At 36.5% G+C, this 20,224-nt stretch carries 21 protein-coding genes; 7 read left to right on the forward strand and 14 right to left on the reverse strand.

Going from position 1 to position 20,224, the window contains the following annotated elements:
• Nucleotides 1-81: 81 nt before the first annotated feature.
• The 8 genes from ACFO3L_RS01170 to nhaC all read right to left on the reverse strand — a co-directional run bounded on the left by ACFO3L_RS01170 (nucleotide 82) and on the right by nhaC (nucleotide 6,847).
• Nucleotides 82-690, reverse strand: coding sequence for a flavin reductase family protein (locus ACFO3L_RS01170; protein ID WP_379963013.1), 609 nt, complete (start codon nucleotides 688-690; stop codon nucleotides 82-84).
• Nucleotides 691-692: 2 nt separating this feature from the next.
• Entirely contained in the window at nucleotides 693-1,667 is a 975-nt protein-coding gene (locus ACFO3L_RS01175; RefSeq protein ID WP_379963015.1) for a ring-cleaving dioxygenase, read from the reverse strand.
• Nucleotides 1,660-2,097, reverse strand: a complete 438-nt coding sequence (locus ACFO3L_RS01180) for a MarR family winged helix-turn-helix transcriptional regulator (RefSeq protein ID WP_379963017.1) — start codon at nucleotides 2,095-2,097, stop codon at nucleotides 1,660-1,662. Before ACFO3L_RS01180 ends, ACFO3L_RS01175 begins: the two co-directional genes overlap by 8 nt.
• Nucleotides 2,098-2,323: 226 nt before the next feature.
• Nucleotides 2,324-3,082: an ABC transporter permease gene (locus ACFO3L_RS01185; protein WP_379963019.1), complete on the reverse strand. Its 759-nt coding sequence runs from the start codon at nucleotides 3,080-3,082 to the stop codon at nucleotides 2,324-2,326.
• On the reverse strand, nucleotides 3,079-3,987 hold the full coding sequence (locus ACFO3L_RS01190) for an ABC transporter ATP-binding protein (RefSeq protein WP_379963021.1): 909 nt from the start codon (nucleotides 3,985-3,987) through the stop codon (nucleotides 3,079-3,081). The genes ACFO3L_RS01185 and ACFO3L_RS01190 overlap by 4 nt, the downstream gene beginning before the upstream one ends.
• The gene (locus ACFO3L_RS01195; protein WP_379963023.1) at nucleotides 3,984-4,196 is read right to left on the reverse strand and encodes a PLD nuclease N-terminal domain-containing protein; all 213 of its coding nucleotides are present in this window, start codon (nucleotides 4,194-4,196) and stop codon (nucleotides 3,984-3,986) included. Before ACFO3L_RS01195 ends, ACFO3L_RS01190 begins: the two co-directional genes overlap by 4 nt.
• Nucleotides 4,189-5,298 (reverse strand): helix-turn-helix domain-containing protein, encoded by a 1,110-nt coding sequence (locus ACFO3L_RS01200; protein ID WP_379963025.1) that lies wholly within the window; start codon nucleotides 5,296-5,298, stop codon nucleotides 4,189-4,191. The genes ACFO3L_RS01195 and ACFO3L_RS01200 overlap by 8 nt, the downstream gene beginning before the upstream one ends.
• A 139-nt stretch (nucleotides 5,299-5,437) precedes the next feature.
• The gene (nhaC, locus tag ACFO3L_RS01205) at nucleotides 5,438-6,847 is read right to left on the reverse strand and encodes a Na+/H+ antiporter NhaC (RefSeq protein ID WP_379963027.1); all 1,410 of its coding nucleotides are present in this window, start codon (nucleotides 6,845-6,847) and stop codon (nucleotides 5,438-5,440) included.
• Nucleotides 6,848-7,361: 514 nt separating this feature from the next.
• On the opposite strand from nhaC, the gene ACFO3L_RS01210 reads away from it, so the two are divergent.
• Nucleotides 7,362-7,901, forward strand: coding sequence for a DUF924 family protein (locus tag ACFO3L_RS01210; RefSeq protein WP_379963029.1), 540 nt, complete (start codon nucleotides 7,362-7,364; stop codon nucleotides 7,899-7,901).
• A gap of 64 nt (nucleotides 7,902-7,965) precedes the next feature.
• Here the strand turns inward: ACFO3L_RS01210 and ACFO3L_RS01215 are convergent, their stop codons facing one another.
• The 6 genes from ACFO3L_RS01215 to ACFO3L_RS01240 all read right to left on the reverse strand — a co-directional run bounded on the left by ACFO3L_RS01215 (nucleotide 7,966) and on the right by ACFO3L_RS01240 (nucleotide 13,801).
• Nucleotides 7,966-8,145: a hypothetical protein gene (locus ACFO3L_RS01215; protein WP_379963031.1), complete on the reverse strand. Its 180-nt coding sequence runs from the start codon at nucleotides 8,143-8,145 to the stop codon at nucleotides 7,966-7,968.
• A 56-nt stretch (nucleotides 8,146-8,201) separates the two neighbouring features.
• Nucleotides 8,202-8,606, reverse strand: a complete 405-nt coding sequence (locus ACFO3L_RS01220; protein ID WP_379963033.1) for an organic hydroperoxide resistance protein — start codon at nucleotides 8,604-8,606, stop codon at nucleotides 8,202-8,204.
• A 104-nt stretch (nucleotides 8,607-8,710) separates the two neighbouring features.
• Nucleotides 8,711-9,367 (reverse strand): GNAT family N-acetyltransferase, encoded by a 657-nt coding sequence (locus tag ACFO3L_RS01225; RefSeq protein WP_379963035.1) that lies wholly within the window; start codon nucleotides 9,365-9,367, stop codon nucleotides 8,711-8,713.
• 90 nt (nucleotides 9,368-9,457) lie between these two features.
• On the reverse strand, nucleotides 9,458-10,339 hold the full coding sequence (gene rbsU, locus ACFO3L_RS01230; RefSeq protein WP_379963037.1) for a ribose/proton symporter RbsU: 882 nt from the start codon (nucleotides 10,337-10,339) through the stop codon (nucleotides 9,458-9,460).
• 123 nt (nucleotides 10,340-10,462) lie between these two features.
• Nucleotides 10,463-11,719, reverse strand: a complete 1,257-nt coding sequence (locus tag ACFO3L_RS01235) for an APC family permease (RefSeq protein WP_379963245.1) — start codon at nucleotides 11,717-11,719, stop codon at nucleotides 10,463-10,465.
• A 174-nt stretch (nucleotides 11,720-11,893) separates the two neighbouring features.
• Entirely contained in the window at nucleotides 11,894-13,801 is a 1,908-nt protein-coding gene (locus tag ACFO3L_RS01240; RefSeq protein WP_379963039.1) for an endonuclease MutS2, read from the reverse strand.
• Nucleotides 13,802-14,177: 376 nt separating this feature from the next.
• Here ACFO3L_RS01240 and ACFO3L_RS01245 point away from each other — a divergent pair, with 376 nt between their 5' ends.
• The 6 genes from ACFO3L_RS01245 (at nucleotide 14,178) to ACFO3L_RS01270 (ending at nucleotide 20,175) form a co-directional block, all read left to right on the forward strand.
• Entirely contained in the window at nucleotides 14,178-14,834 is a 657-nt protein-coding gene (locus ACFO3L_RS01245) for an ABC transporter ATP-binding protein (protein WP_379963041.1), read from the forward strand.
• The gene (locus ACFO3L_RS01250; RefSeq protein ID WP_379963043.1) at nucleotides 14,812-15,597 is read left to right on the forward strand and encodes an ABC transporter permease; all 786 of its coding nucleotides are present in this window, start codon (nucleotides 14,812-14,814) and stop codon (nucleotides 15,595-15,597) included. The genes ACFO3L_RS01245 and ACFO3L_RS01250 overlap by 23 nt, the downstream gene beginning before the upstream one ends.
• Nucleotides 15,594-16,280: a response regulator gene (locus ACFO3L_RS01255; protein WP_379963045.1), complete on the forward strand. Its 687-nt coding sequence runs from the start codon at nucleotides 15,594-15,596 to the stop codon at nucleotides 16,278-16,280. Before ACFO3L_RS01250 ends, ACFO3L_RS01255 begins: the two co-directional genes overlap by 4 nt.
• Nucleotides 16,281-17,252, forward strand: a complete 972-nt coding sequence (locus ACFO3L_RS01260; protein WP_379963047.1) for a sensor histidine kinase — start codon at nucleotides 16,281-16,283, stop codon at nucleotides 17,250-17,252. It begins immediately after the preceding gene.
• A gap of 129 nt (nucleotides 17,253-17,381) precedes the next feature.
• Entirely contained in the window at nucleotides 17,382-18,152 is a 771-nt protein-coding gene (locus ACFO3L_RS01265; protein ID WP_379963049.1) for an ABC transporter ATP-binding protein, read from the forward strand.
• On the forward strand, nucleotides 18,127-20,175 hold the full coding sequence (locus tag ACFO3L_RS01270) for an ABC transporter permease (RefSeq protein WP_379963051.1): 2,049 nt from the start codon (nucleotides 18,127-18,129) through the stop codon (nucleotides 20,173-20,175). Before ACFO3L_RS01265 ends, ACFO3L_RS01270 begins: the two co-directional genes overlap by 26 nt.
• Nucleotides 20,176-20,224 lie beyond the last annotated feature (49 nt).

A 20,224-nucleotide genomic window follows, 5' to 3' on the forward strand; every position in this document is an offset into this window, starting at 1 on the left:
AGAGAACGATGACATTCGTCACCATTCTCTTTTTGCTCATATGAACTTTTTAATTGCTACACGGGAAGATAAAAATATTTTTTAATCTGGGCGAATAATAGTAAAGATCTCACCTAGTTTACTGTAATCATGTCCTGCTAAGCGGCTAACGGGTGCCAATTTACGGGGATTAATTTTACCTTCTTCATAGACTTCTTCATCAATCACATAATTCTCAATATTTAAAATGAAGAGATCCGCCGTAACCGTCTCGCCTTTTTTAATCTCAATTTGCTGATGAACCGTCACTTCATAACGAACCTTCGCTTCTTTTAAAGCGGGCGTTTTTACACTTTTTGAAGGGACCAAGGTAAAATCAGCTACCGTTAATTCACTCTCATGAGGTCCTAGTGTCACTGCTGTTTGATTGGCTTCGACGACATTGGCTTCATCTAAAATATGAATCACTCCTTCGCCTTTTTCACGTAAGTTTCTAGCAGTATCTTTTTCTTGTCCATTTTTACGTTGAAAAGAAATCGAAACCATCACCGGATCAGAACTAACAATGTTAAAGAAACTAAAAGGTGCAATATTTAAAGCCCCTTCTGAAGACTCGGAAGTAACAACAGCCACTGGACGAGGAATAATCGAACCAATTAATAATTTATAGTTTTCTTGTTGTGTTAATTGATTGGAAGAAATAACTTTCATCATTAAGCCTCACGTTTCGTATTGAAAGGTTTAACTTGGCTTTCAATGTATGCACGGTTTGGTTCTAAGAATGGTGGTAAAGCTAAACTCTCTCCTAATGTTTCATATGGTTCATCTGCCATAAATCCTGGAGCATCCGTTGCAAATTCAACTAAAACATGTCCAATTCTGACATACAATGATTCAAAGTAAAAACGCTCAACGTGGCCGGAATTGCCAAAACCAGCGCGATCTAACTGTTCTTTCCAAGCATAGATTGCTTCAGTATCTTTCAAACGAAGAGCAAAATGATGGACTTCACCATAGCCTTCACGACCATTTGGTGTTTCTTTATCTTCGACTAAAATGACTTGAGCACCATTTCCACCTTCACTAACTTCTAGCAAGTAACGATTACCTTCTTGTGCGATTTCTTTAAAAGTAAACAACGCTTCAAAAATTTCTTTAAAGTCCTTAAAGTAACTAATCGTAATTTCAACAGGACCTAACCCGTAAATAGCAAACTCAGTTGGTACCGGGCCTTTTTTCCACGGGATTCCCGGACGCATACCGTGATTATTTTCATCTGAAATTAATTGATAATTTTGATCATCAAAATCAGAAAAATGTAACACTTTTACTCCAAATTCTTCCGTAATTTCACCATGAGTCACACCAAACTCTTCAAAACGTTTTTTGTAATAGACTAAACTGGCATCATTTGGTACACGGAAACTGGTACGGGTAATCGCATTGTTTCCTTTAATCCCTTTTGGAATATTGGGAAAATCAAAGAACGTCATCGCTGTCCCTGGTGTGCCTTCGTCATCCCCGTAATAAGTATGGTACGTATGAATGTCGTCTTGATTGACACTTTTTTTAAGTAGCCGCATGCCTAAAATATTCGTAAAGAATTCATAGTTTTTTACAACATCACTTGTAATAGCTGTTACATGATGAATTCCTAATGGTAGTTGCTCTTGCTTCACATTATTCAATCTCCTTTTTTTCTTGGGTTACTTTTCTAAGTAAATTTTTTAGTTGAACTAATTCTTCTTCTGTTAAATTTTCAAAATTATTTTCGATACGACTCGCATGTTTTGGAAAAATATCACTCATTAGTTTCTTTCCTTCTTCTGTAATCTCAGCATAAGTCACACGCTTATCTGCCTGACAAAGCTCACGTTTTACATAACCTTTTTTTACTAATTGGTCAATTACATACGTCGTACTACTGCTTGCAATCAAAATTTTATTTTTAATTGTTTGGATTGTTTGACTCCCTTTGTGGTAAAGTAATTCTAGGACTGAAAACTCTGTTAAGTTCAAGTTATAGCAACTAACATCTTTACGAACCATATTCTCAAGTGCACCACTTGTTCGTAAGATAGCGATTAACGCCTGTAAACTCTTATCTTGTCGATTCATTTGATGATCGCTCCTTCGTTTATTTTATTTCGAATTCGAGATAATTGTACTGTATTTTTTTAACTTACTCAATAAAAATGCTCAAAAAGCCTAAAGAAAGAAAGTTCCTGTTTTTCTTTCTTTAGGCTTTATCTTTGTATTTAATTTTGCTTACCTTTAACCGTAAGCGTTTTCTTATTATCTATTTTACAGGATTTTTTTATAAATACTAGTCTTTTTGACATTTTTAAAGTTTTTTATTTTTAATTAATAGCATACTACTGAATATTAAAATAATTGAAAGCAACAAACTAATTAACATACTTGGGACCAAATCGACAAATACACTTCGATCAATTAAAATCGACATATTCTCCCCAACTAATGAGATTGGATTCCAATCCTTAACGACTTCAAATAAATTTGCCAAGTATCCTATAACAATTACGGCAATTAAAACAAGTAACGCTTCAAATTGATTTTTGGTTAACGTTGAAGAAAATACAATTAAACAGGTTAAAAAGCAGCCGAAAATTAGTAACGGTAGTAGTGCGAGCCATGGATAGGCACTCTTATCATCTGGAAAGTAATACAAAGTGTACCCATACGTAATTCCAAACGACAGAAAAACACTCATTAACCACTGTAAATAAATAATTATAGCCTTACTTAAAATAAGTATCGGCCGTTTCAGACCTTTTGTCACTAAGGGGATCAATGTTCCTTTGGAAATCTCTTGATTGACACTACCACTAAAAATAATCGCAAACAGATAAATACCCATTTGATTCATATTTTTATAAAATTGCATCCATGAATCGATTGAAGTTGGCTCTGTAATAGGAAACGAATCGCCAAAACTCATTTTTAGAATTTCAGGCGTGAGCTTTGCAACTAAAGGATTCATGATACCGAATATCGTAAAAATAATGAATAATAAAAATATTTTTTTCGTGCGCCAAGCTTCGAGTAACTCTTTTTTTAAATAAGCTGTAAAAATCCTCATTTCGTCACCTCCAAATAAATTTGTTCCAATGAAGGTGCAATATGTCGCAGACTTTTAGCTGTTAACTGCTGTTCATCTAGTTGTCGAATTAAGCGAGCAAAAGCAGCCTGATAAGAATCTTGATAACGTATAAAGACTTGTCCCTCATCTGAAGCTAGTACTGCATTCGACTCTTGACTAATAAAACGTTGCGCGGCTTCATTATTTTCAAAAATAATTTCAATTTGTGCTTGAGCGTATCGTTCTTTTAATTCTTCTAATGTGCCGATAACTTGTAACTGGCCATGATGTAAAATCCCAACTCGATCACAAATACGCTCAACATCACTTAAGATATGCGTTGAAAATAAAACCGTCACCCGACCTCGTAATGACGCCAATAAATCAAGAAATTCATTGCGTCCACTCGGATCAAGAGCCGACGTGGGCTCATCACAAATTAAAAATTCTGGTTCATTTAACAGCGCTTGGGCAATGCCGAGACGTTGCTTCATCCCGCGTGAATAACCTTTAATCCTCCGGTCATTATTTGCTAAACCAACTAATTCCAACATTTCCTCTACACGTGTTCGACGTTGCTTTTTATCAATCTTGGTAATTTCAGCACATAGCATTAAATATTCCGTGCTATTCATATAATCATAAAATTCTGGAACATCCGGTAAATAGCCGGTCATTTGATTCGTTTTTGTTTCGCCAAAATGCACTTGCTGTCCATTAATGTAAATTTCACCAGCAGTCAGGTTATCCAGACCTAAAATGAGTTTCATCAAAGTCGTCTTCCCCGCACCATTTTCTCCGACAAAGCCAAAAATAGAGCCTTTAGGAATCGAAAAAGAAAGCTGATTCAGGACTTTTTTAGTCCCGAACTGTTTTGAAACTTCTTTGATCTCCAAAACATTCACTCTGACTCACCTCGACCAATTACAAAATAAATAACTGGACCAATGATTTGGAACACAATCACAATAACTAACCAGAAGGCCTTGTTACCAAAGCGATAGTTCGGATGCTTTAAAACATGCCTAACTGCTGTAATCAACAGTGCCAGTTCTAAAATGATTAATGGAATAAATAAGGGTAAATTGTCTAGGAAAAATTGTGTGTTATTCATTTAAATGCTCCTTTAGTGTTTCAATTTTTTTGTAAAACGGTTCATTGTGGTAAGGAATAAAAACTGGATGCTCCAAAACAATTGCAAATAACTCTTCTTGAAGGTTCTCAGATTTTCTCGGAAGTTGTTGGCCTAGTTCGAGTTGTGCCAGCCATGATTCGATTTGATCAAAATATGCATCGCCATGTAGCTCTACCGGTAAGCTTAACTTCGCTACAACATGGGAAAAATCCGTTAGAATCTCCTCCACTTTGTCTCGCTGTTCAAATTGTGCAAAACCAACTGCTGCAGACAATTGGAAATTCACCCAAATAATCGGGTGAAGATGACTTAAATCAAACGTATCGGCTACAACTTTTCCACGATGATAGGTTGTTTTAAATTTTTCAAAGTCGTTTAATAACAGTTGTAAATAATTAGTAAAGCCGCTCATCATCACGTACAAATATTGAGCAATCGCACTTTGAAGTGTTGCAACACCCCTATCTAGCTCCCCCTTTTGTTGAAAAGCACTCGCTATTAAACTTTCAGTTGGAAAATAAGCCGGTACGTGTTGTCCCAGTAGCGTTAATACTTCATCTGGTCGTTTTAGAGCCAACAAAGTATACGCTTCGTAATTGGTTGCTTGATTAATTAAATACGCATCTTTTGTATTTTTCTTAACATGTAAAAATAAATGTCTCGCTTCATCAATATAGACATCTGCTTTTTCTTGGTCTGAAACACTTGGAAAATAATCATAATGATTCAAAATAAACAAACCCATTTGTAAAATAAATGGATAGCACGAGTAGTAACGACGAACAAACCGGCGAAGTTCATGCAAGACTTCCTCACCACTTTTATTCACTAAATTGTTTTGTAATAGCTGATAAATCCGCTTAATCTCATCTGCCGTCAATTGTGAATGGTAGTCCAATAACTGATCTAAAGTAATATCAAAAAAAGCCGCTAATAGTGGTAAAAGAGTAATATCCGGATAGGTTAAATCATTTTCCCATTTTGAAACCGATGCCTTAGAAACACCAATGAAATCAGCTAATTCTTGTTGAGTCATACCTCTTTCTTTACGCTTTTCGCTAACAATCCGACCAATTTTCATCTGCTCACATCCTATTTTTCTTCATTATAAAGTTTTTCACTTGAAACATCAAAGGAGTCTTTGTTAACTTTCAGTAGCAAAAGTTTCATTTTAAGATACAAAAAAGAAACCACTCGATACAGTGATTTCTCTCATAAAGCTATTTGATACTAAAAAATTTTTTCTTCTCGACTCTTTGATCAAGGTAAGTGACGCCAATTCCTGTAATCGCACTTAGCATCGAAAAGACTGGCGACAACAAACTAAAAAAGACAAATGGGAAATACGTTAGTGTCGGAACACCAAAAGTACTGGCAACAAAACTTCCGGCAATTCCCCAAGGGATTAAGTAATTAATGACCGTTCCCCCATCTTCCAACACACGACTTAAAACAACTAAATCAATTTTCTTTTCACGGTAAACTTCTTTAAATGCATTTCCCGGTAAAATCACCGATAAAAATTGCTCACCAATAAAAAAGTTAATCCCAATTGATGTTAATAAACTCGCGACAATTGTGCCAGAACCTGATTTAATTTTCGTGGCAACCACACCCATCACGGTCGAAATCAAGTTGGTTTCCATCAATAGGCCACCTAATGACAGGGTTAAAATAATTAAAGAAACAGTCGGCATCATACTAGCCAAGCCACCACGTGAAAGCAGTAAGTCAATTTGTTGATTACCTGTCGTTGAAACAAACCCGGATTCAACAAAAGTTGCGATTTGCGTAATGGGTGTTTCGGGTGATTGAACAATAATAAATAAAATCGCAATCCCAACGTTCAATAAAATCGTTAAGATAGCTGGGATCTTTTTCCAAGCACAGAAAAACATAAATAAAATTGGGATAAAGGCCCATAGAGAAACGCTAAAATTACTTTCTAACACGTGAACAACTTCATTGATTTCCGATAATGGCGCAGACGTTTCAGAGACGCCTAAAACTGAAAATAAAATTAGTGAAACAATAAAAGCTGGAATCGTAGACCACAACATATTTTGAATATGTTTAAATAAATCCACCTCGGCAATCGCTGCCGCTAGATTAGTTGATTCAGAAAGCGGCGACATCTTATCGCCGAAAATAGCTCCAGAAGCAATCGCTCCGACAAGTAAAGGGGGATGAATCCCAAGGGTCGTACCAATCCCAAAAAAGGCAATCCCGACGGTCGACATTACGGTAAAAGCACTTCCAACTGCACTCCCAACAATCGCGCAGACGATAAAGATTGAGGGTACAAACCATTTGACACTAATTAATTTAAAACCGTAAACCATCAAAGTTGGAATGATCCCCGCTTGAATCCAGACGGCAATCAACGCACCAATTAATAAAAATATAAAAATCGGAATAATTCCTGGTTTTATTCCTTGAACAATACCTCGATTGATTTGATCAAACGGCACCCTTTTAATCACTGCATAAACCATTACAATCGCAATTGACGCTAAAATCGCGATGCTTGGTGAGACTTTCATCACGATAACTCCTAAAGCAATACTCGCAATAATGACTGTTAAAACAAGACCCGCTTCTAACACACTTGGTTGATTTTTTTGTTTCATTTCTAATTCTCCTTTGGATTTTTATTCGTAATTTATAATAAATTCCAAAAGAAACGATAACGAATGACTCCCCCACAACTCACTACAGTTCTCTCCCTTTTTCTCCCAAAAATAATATCGAAATCTTCCTTAACCCTCGTATCAGAACGTTGTAAAAATAACCTTGATTGAGTCGTAAAAATAACCTAAATAAAAAAGTCCTTAGCTAGGGTTGCTAGCTAAGGACGAATATCATTTCGTGGTACCACCTTAATTTAAAAATAGTTTTCCTGTTTTCCTCAATGTTAATTGATTTAATTGTATACGATACTTTGTAATTCAGTCAGTAAATTGTGTTCGATTTTCAGCAACCATCGACTTTCTAGACAGGGAATTTAAGACTTACTGGAAGTAAAGCCATTTATATTAATGGACGTTTCTGCTACTATACCAAGTTCATTTCAAAAAAGCTAGCTTTTTTTATTTTGCCTTTTTATCTAATAATCGATAAACTAATGAAAAGGAGTGTAAGCATATGATTCCACAAACGATTTTAAACTATTGGTTTAAAGAAATACCTGAAGAAAATTGGTTTAAAAGTACGGAAGCATTAGACAATCAATTGCGTGAACGCTTCGCAGAAATTCATCAGCAAGCTGCACAAGGTGAACTCTATACGTGGCGTGAAAATATTCACGGTCGCTTAGCAGAAATTTTAATTCTCGATCAATTTTCGCGGAATATGTATCGCGATACTCCAGGCGCATTTGCTTGTGATAGTATGGCATTGGCTTTAGCACAAGAAGCCATTAAACAAGCTGATTTATCCGATTTGACGACTACTGAAAAAGGCTTTTTATATTTGCCATTTATGCATAGCGAATCACTCGTGATTCATCAAGAGGCTGTCCGCTTATTTAGCCAACCAGGCCTTGAAAACCAACTACATTTTGAAAAATTGCATCTCGTCATTTTAGAGCAATTCGGTCGTTATCCACATCGAAATAAAGCTTTAGGACGTGTATCGACACCAGAAGAATTAGCTTTCTTAGAAGGCGAAAACTCTTCATTTTAATCATCTAATAAAGACGCACAAAAACGATAAAAAATATCGACTTTGTGCGTCTTCTTTTGACTTACTATTTAAAAAAAGTCAGATAGATAAAATAAGCGGCAACTAAAAATACGATGATTCCAAGTGTCGTTTTCCAACTACCTTGGTAATAAGGATCACTTAAGTTTCCACGTTCAAAACGATCAACATCTTCAGCTAAAGTCACAATCGGTGGACTAGTCTCACCTTTAACCTTTTTCTTCATCTAGTCTCCCTCATTTCTCTATCCTTGACCATGAAACGAGCTATTTAGTACTTATGTTAAACAATTTCGAATGTTACTTCTACGTTGTTTCTTAACGCTTTAGAATATGGACAAACTTGATCGGCTTTTTTCGTAAGCTCTAATGCGCGCGCTTCGTCAACACCATCGATATGAACTTCTAAGACAACGCCAATATGGAATCCTTCTACATCGTCGGCATATAAACTAACGCGAGCAGTAATTGTACTTGGATGAACATCTTTTTCTTGATCCATTACAAGTTCCAACGCCCCATTAAAACAAGCACTATAGGCTGCTGCGAATAATTGTTCAGGGTTTGTTGCATTTTCAACTTTCTTGCCTGGAGAGGTTACCTTGTGCTCAAAACTATGATCTGGAGAATGAACTTCACCTTCACGGCCACCAGTATTGATGATTTTTGTTTCATAGACTTTCTTCATTGATAATTCCTCCTAGTTTCTCTTTTTTAGAAAAAGCGCTATCACCTCTTCTTACTCTACTGTACACAATATATTTTTAAAAAACAAAGATTTCGTCTTCATTTTTATCGGGCTTCTGCGATTAATTTTGAAAATACAGGTTCTTTGATGACTGTTTTTAACACATCGGCCAAACCGTTATCAAAATCATTATCGTTCGGGCGCAACGTTTCTGTTTTACACAAATAAAAACCCAATTTATGATATAAGACAATCGCTGGATAGCTCCACGTTTGGGTGTGTAACATCACATCTTTTTGCGGTTCATATTTTGGAAATAGCGACATCACTTTGGCTACGACACTCTTACCAAGTTGTAAACCTTGGTAATCAGGATGGACACTAACCCAATGTAAGATTGGTTGATATTCCCCAAATTTATTTGCCAACCAAGCCGTGGCTGTAGCGACAACTTCACCGTTCGGAGCTTCAATAAAGACTTGACGCTGATCCAAAATATTTTCAGCGATTGAAAATTTTTGGGCCAAAGCTTGATAGCGATCACCGCTTGGTAAAAACTCCGATTCAAATCGTTCGCGTGCTGCTTCAATCGTTGCAAATTCATCGACAAGTGTTTCTAATTTTGCCCAGTTTTCTTGATCCCCTTCTTGATAAAAACGATAAGAATAGCCGACTGGTAAGCTTGGTACTTGTATTTTTTCAATCTCAACTGCATCAATTTTCATATAAATACTTTTAAATGGTACTGATTTTTGTAGCATCTATACTCACTCCTTTGCTTGTAGCTTTTTATTCATTATATCAAAAAAACGAACGTCCGACAGATTGTCTACATTCGTTTTTGTTCTTATTTATCCAATTACCGTTAACGCTGCTGCAAAAAGAATCAATCCTAATCCAACAATCGTCACATGCATTTCCTTTTTGGTTTTTGGCTGTTTTAAAAAGGATATTCCAGTTAAAGTACCTACAACAACGCAGACTTGAGATAAAACAAAGCCCGTGGCTAATCCATTCATGTTTGGTTGCGCAGAAATTAGATAGGTTAATGCTGCAAAAGCAAAAAGAAAGCCCGAAACGATATTACCATATGAAACGCGCTCGGTAAAAACGCGACGTCCCTTTAACGAAACAACCGCACTATAAATCAATGCGACAAATAGCATGCCCATCGTTTGTGGTAAAAAAGCTGTCATACCATCAATATTTGTTGCTTGTGGTGCCGCTGAATACGTTAAATAACCAATCTCACCTAATGCTAAAATCAAAATTGCCTTCTTCATAATATTCGTGCTTTCTTGATTCCTTTTTTTCATCCAAACAGTTAAGGTTACACCAATAATTATTAGAATCAATGCCATTCCACCTAAAATTCGTTCACTAGTTGAAGGCCAGTTCCCTAAAAATAAAACATCCCATAATGAAGCGCCCATTAATTGAAAAGCAGTTGTCACTGGTAACGCTTTTGAAGAACCAACCAAAGCAAAGGATTGGAAAGTTAGTATTTGCGCCAGGGCCCAACCAATTCCTGAGACAATCGATAAGACTAAGTCACTGCCAGTTGGTATAGCCGTTTTAGTAGCTACCGCCACAATTAAAGCAAAAATAAACGCACCTAAAGTTGTTCCAAAAATTTGATGGACTGGTCGACCGCCAATCTTTGATGCGACAGTTGGAAAAAATCCCCAACCTATCACTGGACACAATCCTATCAGTAATTCCGTTGTATTCATTTTTATTCTCCTACGATAAATTCTTTTTTCTTCAAGGAAGAATCATAGCATAGGAAAGTTCACTTTTTAATCGATGGAAAAAACAGCCAGTCGGTTGAAATCCGTCTGGCTGTTTCACTATCATTATTTACTTTTTCCAAAATAATAAACTGGAATGCCTAATAAGGTCAGTCCAATCCCAGCTAAAACTAAATATGGCTGGGTAATCGTCGTCATAACCAAAATAAAGAGCCCACCAAAAATCGCAATTAAAGGTGTTAATGGGTATAGTGGCACTTTATAGGGGCGTTTTAATTCAGGATGTTTTTTTCTTAAAATAAAAACAGCTAAAAAGATTAGTAGACTAAAAAACCACATAACGAAAACAAGCATATCAGTTAGTAAGTCAAAACTACCAATCACAATCATCCCACAACCAATCCCCAGTTGAAGAAGTGTCGCAACTAGCGGCACATAAGTCCGACGTGTTAATTTGGTCAGCATTGCACTAAAGCGAAAGTCATTTTGTAAAGCTAAGGCATAAGGCACCCGAATTCCAGTCATTGTATACCCGTTTAATGCTCCATAAACGGAAATTAAAATACCGATTGTTACAATTTTCCCGCCAGCTTTACCAAATAACATTACTGCTACTTCTGAAGCAGCATTTAAGTTACCGGAAACCTGCTCTACAGGTAAAAATTTAAAGAATGCAAAATTAATCAACCAATAAATCAGCGTCACAAAACTTAACCCTAAAATAATTGCTCTTGGAAGATCTTTCACGGGATTTTTCATTTCCCCTGCAACGTTCCCAACATTCAACCAGCCGTCGTAGGCAAATAACGTTGCTAAAAGTGCTCCACTAAAACCGACTAACCATGATTGATTGTCCCCTGTTTTTAAATTGACCAACGAAACATTGACGTCACCTGCTGTAAATAAACCAAAGAGAACAATCGCAAAAATTGGTAACAACTTGATTACTAATGTCAGTGACTGCACTCGTGCGGCGACACGTGTACCTAACAAATTAATACTAGTCACACTAATCGCCGTTACAATCGCTGCTGGCACAAGTATATTTGCATCCAAATGAAACAAGTTAATCAGTTGCGTTGCAAATATAATACTCAGTGCCGCAATGTTGGCTGGAAAATAAATGATTGATTGTGCCCAACCGAGTAAAAAAGCGGGTAATTTACCGTAAGTTGCCTCAATATATTGAATCGCGCCACCTGTTTTAGGAATGGCAGTTGCCAGTTCCGCAACTGTTAATCCCCCACAAATCGTTAAGAAGCCGGCTAGTAACCAAGCAAATAATGCCAGTCCTGCTGACTGTGTATGTGACGCAACGGCAGCTGCTTTAAAGAAGACCCCCGCACCGATAACCGTTCCCATGACCGTCGATAAAGCACCACTCAAAGAGATTTCTCGTTTTAATTTTTTCGTTTCCAATTCATCACGCCACTTTCACTTCAAAATCGATTAGACAAAGTATACGCAAGTTTAATCAAAATTACCATTAGAAATCGATTTTTTTCAGCCAAAATATATCATTATCAAGTAAGCTCTCTACTGGTCCTTTTGATTGAATCGTCTTTGTTTGGCTTCTTTATCCAAACGTTTGTGGGCTTTTTTCGAACCCCGTAATAAATCTTTTTCTTGTTTTCTTTCGTGAAAATCGCTAAAAAGTTGTTCCAAATCATAATCTTGTGGATAGAGCACTTCTCGACCAGCAAGTAATCGTATGCGACGGCGCAATACTTCTTTTATTTCACCATCAACATAGATTTGGACATTTTCTTGTTCATCGTCTTGAAAAACGAGACCGACTTTTTTACTTTCTGTTAATTCAACCCGGTCTCCTTTTGTGTATAAAACAAGCGTTTCGTTGCTTGTATTCAACGGTTTTTGTGCCAATTTAAATGTTTGACGGGTTGTTTCAAACGGCGCTTTGTTGATGTAGCTTTGAGCTTTTTCTATGACATTAGCAGTTAAATTCATCTTTTGAGCAATCCACAGTGCCTGACTTTCTCCAACTTGGCCGACGATTAAACGATAGAGTGGTGACAATGTCTCTTGATCAAATGCCATCGCTGCTGGAACAAAATCCTCATGTTCTTGTGCAAAACGTTTCACTTCACCGTAGTGAGTCGTAGCAACGATAATCGCCCCTTTTTGATACATCTCACCCATGATTGCAATCGCAAGCGATGCCCCTTCATTTGGTTCTGTTCCACTACCGATTTCATCAAATAAGACAAACGTATGACGGTTGATTTTAGGTAGCATCTCGCCAATATTTTTTAAATGTCCCGAAAAAGTACTCAAGGCATTTTCTAAGTTTTGCTGATCACCAATATCAACAAAGATTTGATCGAAAACGGCCAATTCCGTTCCTTCTTTGGCTGGAACTTGTAAACCAACCATCGCCATTAGCGTTAAAAGACCAATCGTTTTTAAGACGACTGTTTTGCCGCCCGCATTAGCACCAGTAATGACTAATCCTCGGTAAGCTTCTCCAATCTCAAAATTTAATGGAATCGCATCGCTTGGTAAAAACGGATGGCGTCCACCAATCAAGTGGATGCGTTCTTCCTTATTGACTTTTGGCGTAACGCCGTTGATTTCTCGACTATATTTCCCTCTAGCAAAGATACAATCTAAAACGGTAATCGTTTCAATCGCTTGATCAATCACTGCTTCATTTTCAGCTAAATAACCCGTTAACTCCGCTAAAATTTGATATTCTTCCATCGTTTCTTCCATCATCAGTTGATTGAGTTGTTCATTTAATTTTGAAACCGCACTTGGTTCGATAAATGCGGTTTGCCCTTTGCTCGATTCCTCAATCAAAGTCCCTGCCACTTTGTTTTTATAACTGGCCTTGATCGGTACGGTATAATGTTCGCCTTTTTTGACAACCATACTCTCTTGAATCATTTCTTTATTTTTTCCATGGCGAATAAATTTCATTAACTTCTCTTGAATTTCTTTTTGGAGTTCAATCTTTTTGCGACGGATTTTTGCCAGTTGAGTCGTTGCGGTATCGACAATTTTTTGATTACTAATTTTCGCTTCAATTGCTGTTTCAATTTCCATTAAATCTGGTAAGTAGCGACTGTAAGCATAGAGCGTTGGTGTTTGGTATTGATTTTTCTCAAAAAATTTCATAATTAAACGGCTACTACGTAAAAAATCACCACACTCAACTAAATCTCCTGGGGTTAAAATTAAACCCTTTCGGACTTGATCCATTAAGACAACAATCCGACTTAATCCCATAAAAGGGACATGTTGATTACTGTCTAAAATTAAGCGCGCTTCTTTTGTTTCAATTTGACGTTTTTCAACTGTTGCTAAATGGCTTTGTGGTAACCATTCACCAATGATTGCTTTACTATGTTCGCCAATCGCTTTTTCTTGAATTTTTTCAATCACTTGATTGTATTGTAATTTCATTAATGTTGTTTGATTCATGGTTCTTTCTCCCCTTCATTATTAAAAGAGATACCTTCAATCCCGTTACGTCGTTTCTACTATGTCCAACCTAGAAAACACAAAAAAACGATAGACTGATGCTCTATCGCTTAGAATCCAATGGTCTTCGTTCATCGATAGGTATCATAAATAAGTACACCAAATAAACTGGACAAAATCCATTTTTTTGGCTATTCAACTTATAATTTAGATACCTGCTACACTCACAAAATTGTCCCCATTTACTAGGTTTTATTTTTTATTTCTCTCATAATTTAACAAGATTCCCTTTGATTGTCAAATTTCGGTTCCAACACTTTCATAATAAAATTAGACAAGGTATAATAAGACTATCAATTAAAAGTGAGGTTTTTAAATGTCTTTATTAACGATTAAAGATTTGTCTTATCAAGTTGATCAGCAACAAATCTTAAAAAATATCAACTTAACTGTTGAAGAAAATGCTTGGTTAACCATTACCGGTCCATCTGGGGGTGGCAAAAGTACGCTACTAAAAATCATCGCTTCCCTACTCACACCGACAAGTGGGTCAATTACTTATCAGAATAAAGATCAAGAAGCTTATGAAAAAACCACTTACCGCAAAGAAGTTTCTTATTGTTTTCAAAATCCGACTTTATTTGGTGAGACTGTCTATGATAATTTACTTTTCCCATTTACCATTCGTGATCTGCCTTATGATGCTTTAAAAGTTAAAAAAGCTTTACAACTCGTTGCTTTAACCGAGGGTTTTCTTAATAAAAAAATTACAGAAATTTCTGGTGGTGAACGCCAACGTGTCGCATTATTGCGTAATTTACTATTCTTACCAAAAATACTACTACTCGATGAAGTCACAGTTGATTTAGACAGTGAGAATAAGCAAATCGTCCATGAACTACTCGGAAAAATTCACGAAAGTGGTGTTACGCTGATTCAAATCACTCACGATGTCGAAGAATTAGCAAATGCTACTCATATGGTGACGATTCAAGAAGGAGGCGTTTTAAATGAATCAATTAGCGGTCAATAATATATCTTTACTGTTTTCATTTGCACTTGTGATGATTGCCGTTTTGATTAGTCAAAAAGAAAAACTTGAATTAAGTAAAGACATCCTCTTTAGTGTCTTACGGGCGGTCATTCAATTAACTATAGTTGGTTACGTCTTGAAATATTTATTCCAAGTCAATAACGTCGTTTTAACAGCTAGTATGAGTTTCTTTATTGTATTAAATGCTGCTTGGAATGCCCATAAGCGGAACCCGCATTTTATTAAAAACTATTGGGACTCCCTTTTAGCTATCGCTGTCAGTACTTATATTACGATGGGAATTTTAATTTTATCCGGAGCCATTCAATTTATTCCTTCGCAAGTGATTCCAATCAGTGGGATGATTGCTAGTAACTCCATGGTTGCCATTGGTTTGTGTTATCGAAATTTGTCCTCCAAATTCCATGATCAGCGCCAACAAGTACTTGAAAAATTAGCTTTAGGCGCGACAATCAAGCAAGCCTCTCAACCCATTTTACGAGAAAGTATTAAAGTCGCGATGCAACCTACAATCGACTCGGCTAAAACGGTTGGGCTTGTCAGTTTACCTGGGATGATGTCTGGTCTGATTTTCGCTGGTGTTGACCCAGTACACGCAATTAAATATCAAATTATGGTGACCTTTATGTTACTTTCAACAACTAGTTTAGGATCGATTATTGCTGGTTACCTCGGTTACAAAAAGTATTTTAACGAGCATTTACAATTTGTTGACGCCCATAAAAAGGAGTCTGAGGTATGAGAATTTTTCTAATTGAAGATGATTTCACACTAGCTACTCTAGTTCGTCAAACAATTGAAAAATATGGATTCGAAGTACACCTTGCTACAAATTTTCAACGCTTAGACCAAGAATTTACGTCTTTCAAACCCGATTTAATTTTAATGGATATCAACTTGCCCTATTTTGATGGCTTTTATTGGACGAAAAAAATTCGTCAGTTATCAAACCTACCAATTATATTCTTATCAGCTCGTGAACACCCGATGGACCAAGTTATGGCAATGGAGTATGGTGGCGATGATTACCTTGTTAAGCCCTTTAACAACGATATTTTAATTGCAAAAATTAAAAGTCATTTACGACGGGCTTATGGTGAATATGCGATGAGTAAAGAACGAACAGTCACTTTTCACGAACTAACATACTTTCCCGAGCGTTTAGAAATCCATTATCAAACGCAAATAGAGTTATTGACGAAAAAAGAAGGCGAGCTTTTAGAGCTACTAATTGAGGAATCGCCCAGAATCGTCCCGCGTGAAATGCTGCTAATGAAATTATGGGATGATATCCGCTTTGTTGATGATAATACACTCTCTGTGAATATGGGACGTTTACGAAAAAAACTTGAAGATTTAGGATTAGTCAATTGTATTGCAACAATTCGCGGCAAAGGTTATCAGCTGAATTGGCAGGTGGATTAAATGGCTTTTTACTTTAAAACTCATTGGCGTCCCTTTTTAGCATGCTTGGCCATCATTAGCTTTGTAGCGGTTATTATTGGATTAACCGATGCACTTGCTTGGAGTCTTGTCCTTTACTTTTTAGGTATTTCAAGCTTTTTATTCTTACTTTTGTTTGTCTATGATTATTATACCAAACGACATCTTTATCGTTTCCTATCCGGTGAAACACTGACGATGCTACCGGGTGATAGTAGTCCTATTAGTCAACAAATTCAAAGTCAGTTCGAAATTTTACGAAAAAAAGAAGAAAAGCAATTCACCCTGATGACTAAGCGACGCGAACAACAAATTACTTTTATGAATTTATGGGTCCATCAAATGAAGACCCCTTTAAGTGTCTTGGAAATGATGGCTCAAAATCACCAACTTTCACCAACCGCGGTTTTAACAGAAACACAGCGACTCAAAAATGGACTGAATATCGCTCTAAACGAAGCGCGTTTAAGTACCGGCTTTCAGGCGGATTTTCTTTTAAAACAATTATCTTTAAAAGAAGTGGTCACGTCTGCCATTAATACGCAAAAAAGTACGTTTATTCAACGGAATATTTATCCTGTTCTTACAATTTCTGATGATTTAATTGTCATTAGCGATGAAAAGTGGCTGGCTTTTATGATTGAACAAGTCTTGACTAACAGTCTAAAATACTCCCATTCCGGAGAGAAAATTGAAATAACTTCTAGTGAGACAAATGAAACCGTTGTGCTTTCCATCACTGATTATGGTCTCGGTATCCCACCTTCTGATTTACCAAGAATTAAACGGGCCTTTTTTACAGGTGAAAACGGCCGAAAATTTGGTGAGGCAACCGGTATGGGGCTCTACCTTGTCAATCAAGTTGCTGAAGGATTAGCGATTGATTTTCAAATTCAATCAACGCCATCATTGGGAACCAAGGTGACTTTCACTTTTCAAAAAATCAAAAAGTAGCGTGGTGAATGACTTACCACGCTACTTTTTCAATCTTACATCTTTGTAAGCTTGATGTTCGCCAAAACAATGGCTGAAAGCTTCGCGACTTGATAAACTTGGTTTAAGCATGATACAAGGAGGAGAAATATGTCATTACTATCTGTCAAACAACTTACAAAAAATTACACTGGTGAAGTTACCGTCGAGGTCTTAAAAGGTATTGATTTAACTGTTGAAAAAGGTGAAATGGTAGCGATTATGGGGCCTTCTGGTAGCGGAAAAACCACTTTGCTAAACTGCATTGCGACACTTGATCAACCGACGACTGGTGAAGTATTGCTTGCCAATGAAAATCCGCATCTCTATCAAAAAAATCGATTAGCTGATTTTAGACGTCATAATCTCGGTTTTGTTTTCCAACAATATAACTTACTAGCTCCTTTAACCGTGATTGAGAATATTGTCTTGCCACTAACTTTAGATGGAGAAAAACCCGCTTCAATGTTAAAAAAGGCCGAAGATTTACTCAACGAACTCGGAATTTCTGCTTTACGTGATAAAAGAATCTATCAATTATCTGGCGGAGAAATGCAGCGAGTCGCGATCTGTCGAGCCTTAATTCATAATCCTATGTTGATTCTAGCGGATGAACCAACTGGAAACCTTGATTCAAAATCGGCTGATGATGTGATGGGCTTACTCAGTCAGCTTAATTTTGAGCGTCAAGTCACGACCTTAATGGTGACACATGATGCTTTTGCGGCTAGCTATTGTCACCGTGTCGTTTTTATTAAGGATGGGCGCTTTTACAATGAAATCTATCTAGGAGAAAATCGGGATGAATTTTATCAAAAAATTCTAACAGTATTAAGTCACTTGGGAGGTCGTAGTCATGAGCTTCTTCAAGCTGATTATTAATAATGTTTTACGCTCTAAACGCATTTATGGTGGCTATTTTTTAAGTAGTAGCTTCTCGGTGTTTGTTTTCTTTTTATTTGCGATTTTAAACTTTCATCCGCAATTAAAATCGGGTTTAGGTGGTAGTAGTGATACCGTTACACACTTAGCAACGATTGGAATGACTGTCAGCCAAATCTTAATTGTCGCTTTATCATTTATCTTCTTATGGTATTCCTTTGGGATTTTCTCAAAATCACGAAAACGCGAATTAAGTATTTACGTCATGCTTGGAATTAAGCCACGTGATTTACGCTTGCTTCTTTTTGGCGAAAATATGGTGATTGGCACAGGCGCGATTTTTACAGGAATTACGCTTGGTGTTCTTTTTATGAAAGCTATTTTAATTGTGATCCAAAAAATTCTTAGTTTACCAAACGGTCTTGACTTTTATTTTCCTATTCTAGGAATATTCTTAACAATTGTTGTCTACTTTTTATTATTTTTATTGGTTAGTTTCTTATTAACGTTAAAAATTGAGACGGCAAATCTGACACAACTAGGTAAAAGTGATGAAATGCCTGAAAAAACACCAAAAGCAAATCCTTTTCTAGTGATTCTTGCTTTTTCTTGTTTAATTTTAGGTTACGGTTCTCTTATCTACTTTGTAAAATCGATTAATAACAGTAACCTCTTTGTTCTATTTTCTTGTGTCTTTTTTACCGTTGCAGCGACTTTTTTATTTTTTCATCAAGTCAGCGTCTACTATTATTTATGGAAACAAAAACAAACAAACTACTGGCAAGGCAAAAACTTATTATTAGCTGCAACGGGTGCTTATCGTGGAAAAGAGAACGCTAATTTATTTTCACTCATTACTTGTACGGCAGCTGTCGCACTTGTTGGTGTTTCAGTGACGGCCAGTTTAGGTAGCACCCAAGCAAATACACGGAACAATTTACCAGTTGCTTTTTTAATTCACCATCCTTCTGCTCAAGTTACTCTACCTGAAAACGAACAACCCATTATTAAAATGGGGAAAGAAATTTTTAACGATTTGCAATCAGCTGGCTATCAACCAACTTATGAAAAAATCGAGAGTTATTCTCTCGGGATTTTAGATGAGAATGAAAATATGCTTGACTACGTCTCTTTGATTTCTGCTTCTAGTTATAATCGAGTAGCGAAACAATTAGGTTTAGAAACCTTAAATCCTGAGGAAAATCAATTACTACAAACAGCAGCCAACTTAAATGAAGGTGCGCGCATTCGAAAACAAAGTCAAACAGAGACAGTCTTTTTAGAATTTAGCGATCAAGCTTTTTCCCTAAAAGAAGTTCCGACTAACTTTTCATTAATTTATTATCAAAATACCGTTATCGCACCGGATGCCGTTATAAAAGAAATGAAGAAAAATACAGATCCCCCTTTTTACCCCGATATTTATCAATTAATTGATTATCAGGATTGGGATGATCAAAGTGCGCTCAATAAGCAAATTGTCGCCAATTTAAATCAAAAGAAAGCTGAATTCGAAGCGAACTTTGATAAATATTACGATCAAGATCTTGACGAGAGTACCTGGAATAAGCTTTATCAAGATTTCTTTGAATTCGAGTCCCTTTACAATACTGTACTCAAAAAACGCCAAGCCAATGGTTTTATTTTAATGATTGGATTACTTATCGGTGGTGTTTTCTTTTTATTTGCTTCTTCCATTCTTTACTTCCGTTTATTCGGTGATTTAGATAAAGAAGGTCGTTTCCATCGAAGCCTTTATCAAATTGGACTACCACCAAGAATCCGACATCAAATTGTGACGAAACAATTAGTTACAATGTATTTCTTACCGATATTGATAGCAACTTGTCATTCAGCGGTTGCCTTTTGGGGAATCGTCCAACTAGTTCAAGTCAATATATGGTACTATTTTTCAATCATTATTACCGTTTACTTAACGTTACAACTGATTCTTTTTGGTATTTCTCGTTGGCGTTACCTCAAGCACCTTGATTTACGCGCGGAAAATCCACAAGCCTTCTAATTAAAACTAGAACAACCGAGAACAGACTTTTTAATTAGTCTGTTCTCGG

Source organism: Enterococcus eurekensis (genome assembly GCF_042654605.1).
In the GTDB taxonomy this organism is placed as follows: domain Bacteria; phylum Bacillota; class Bacilli; order Lactobacillales; family Enterococcaceae; genus Enterococcus_I; species Enterococcus_I eurekensis.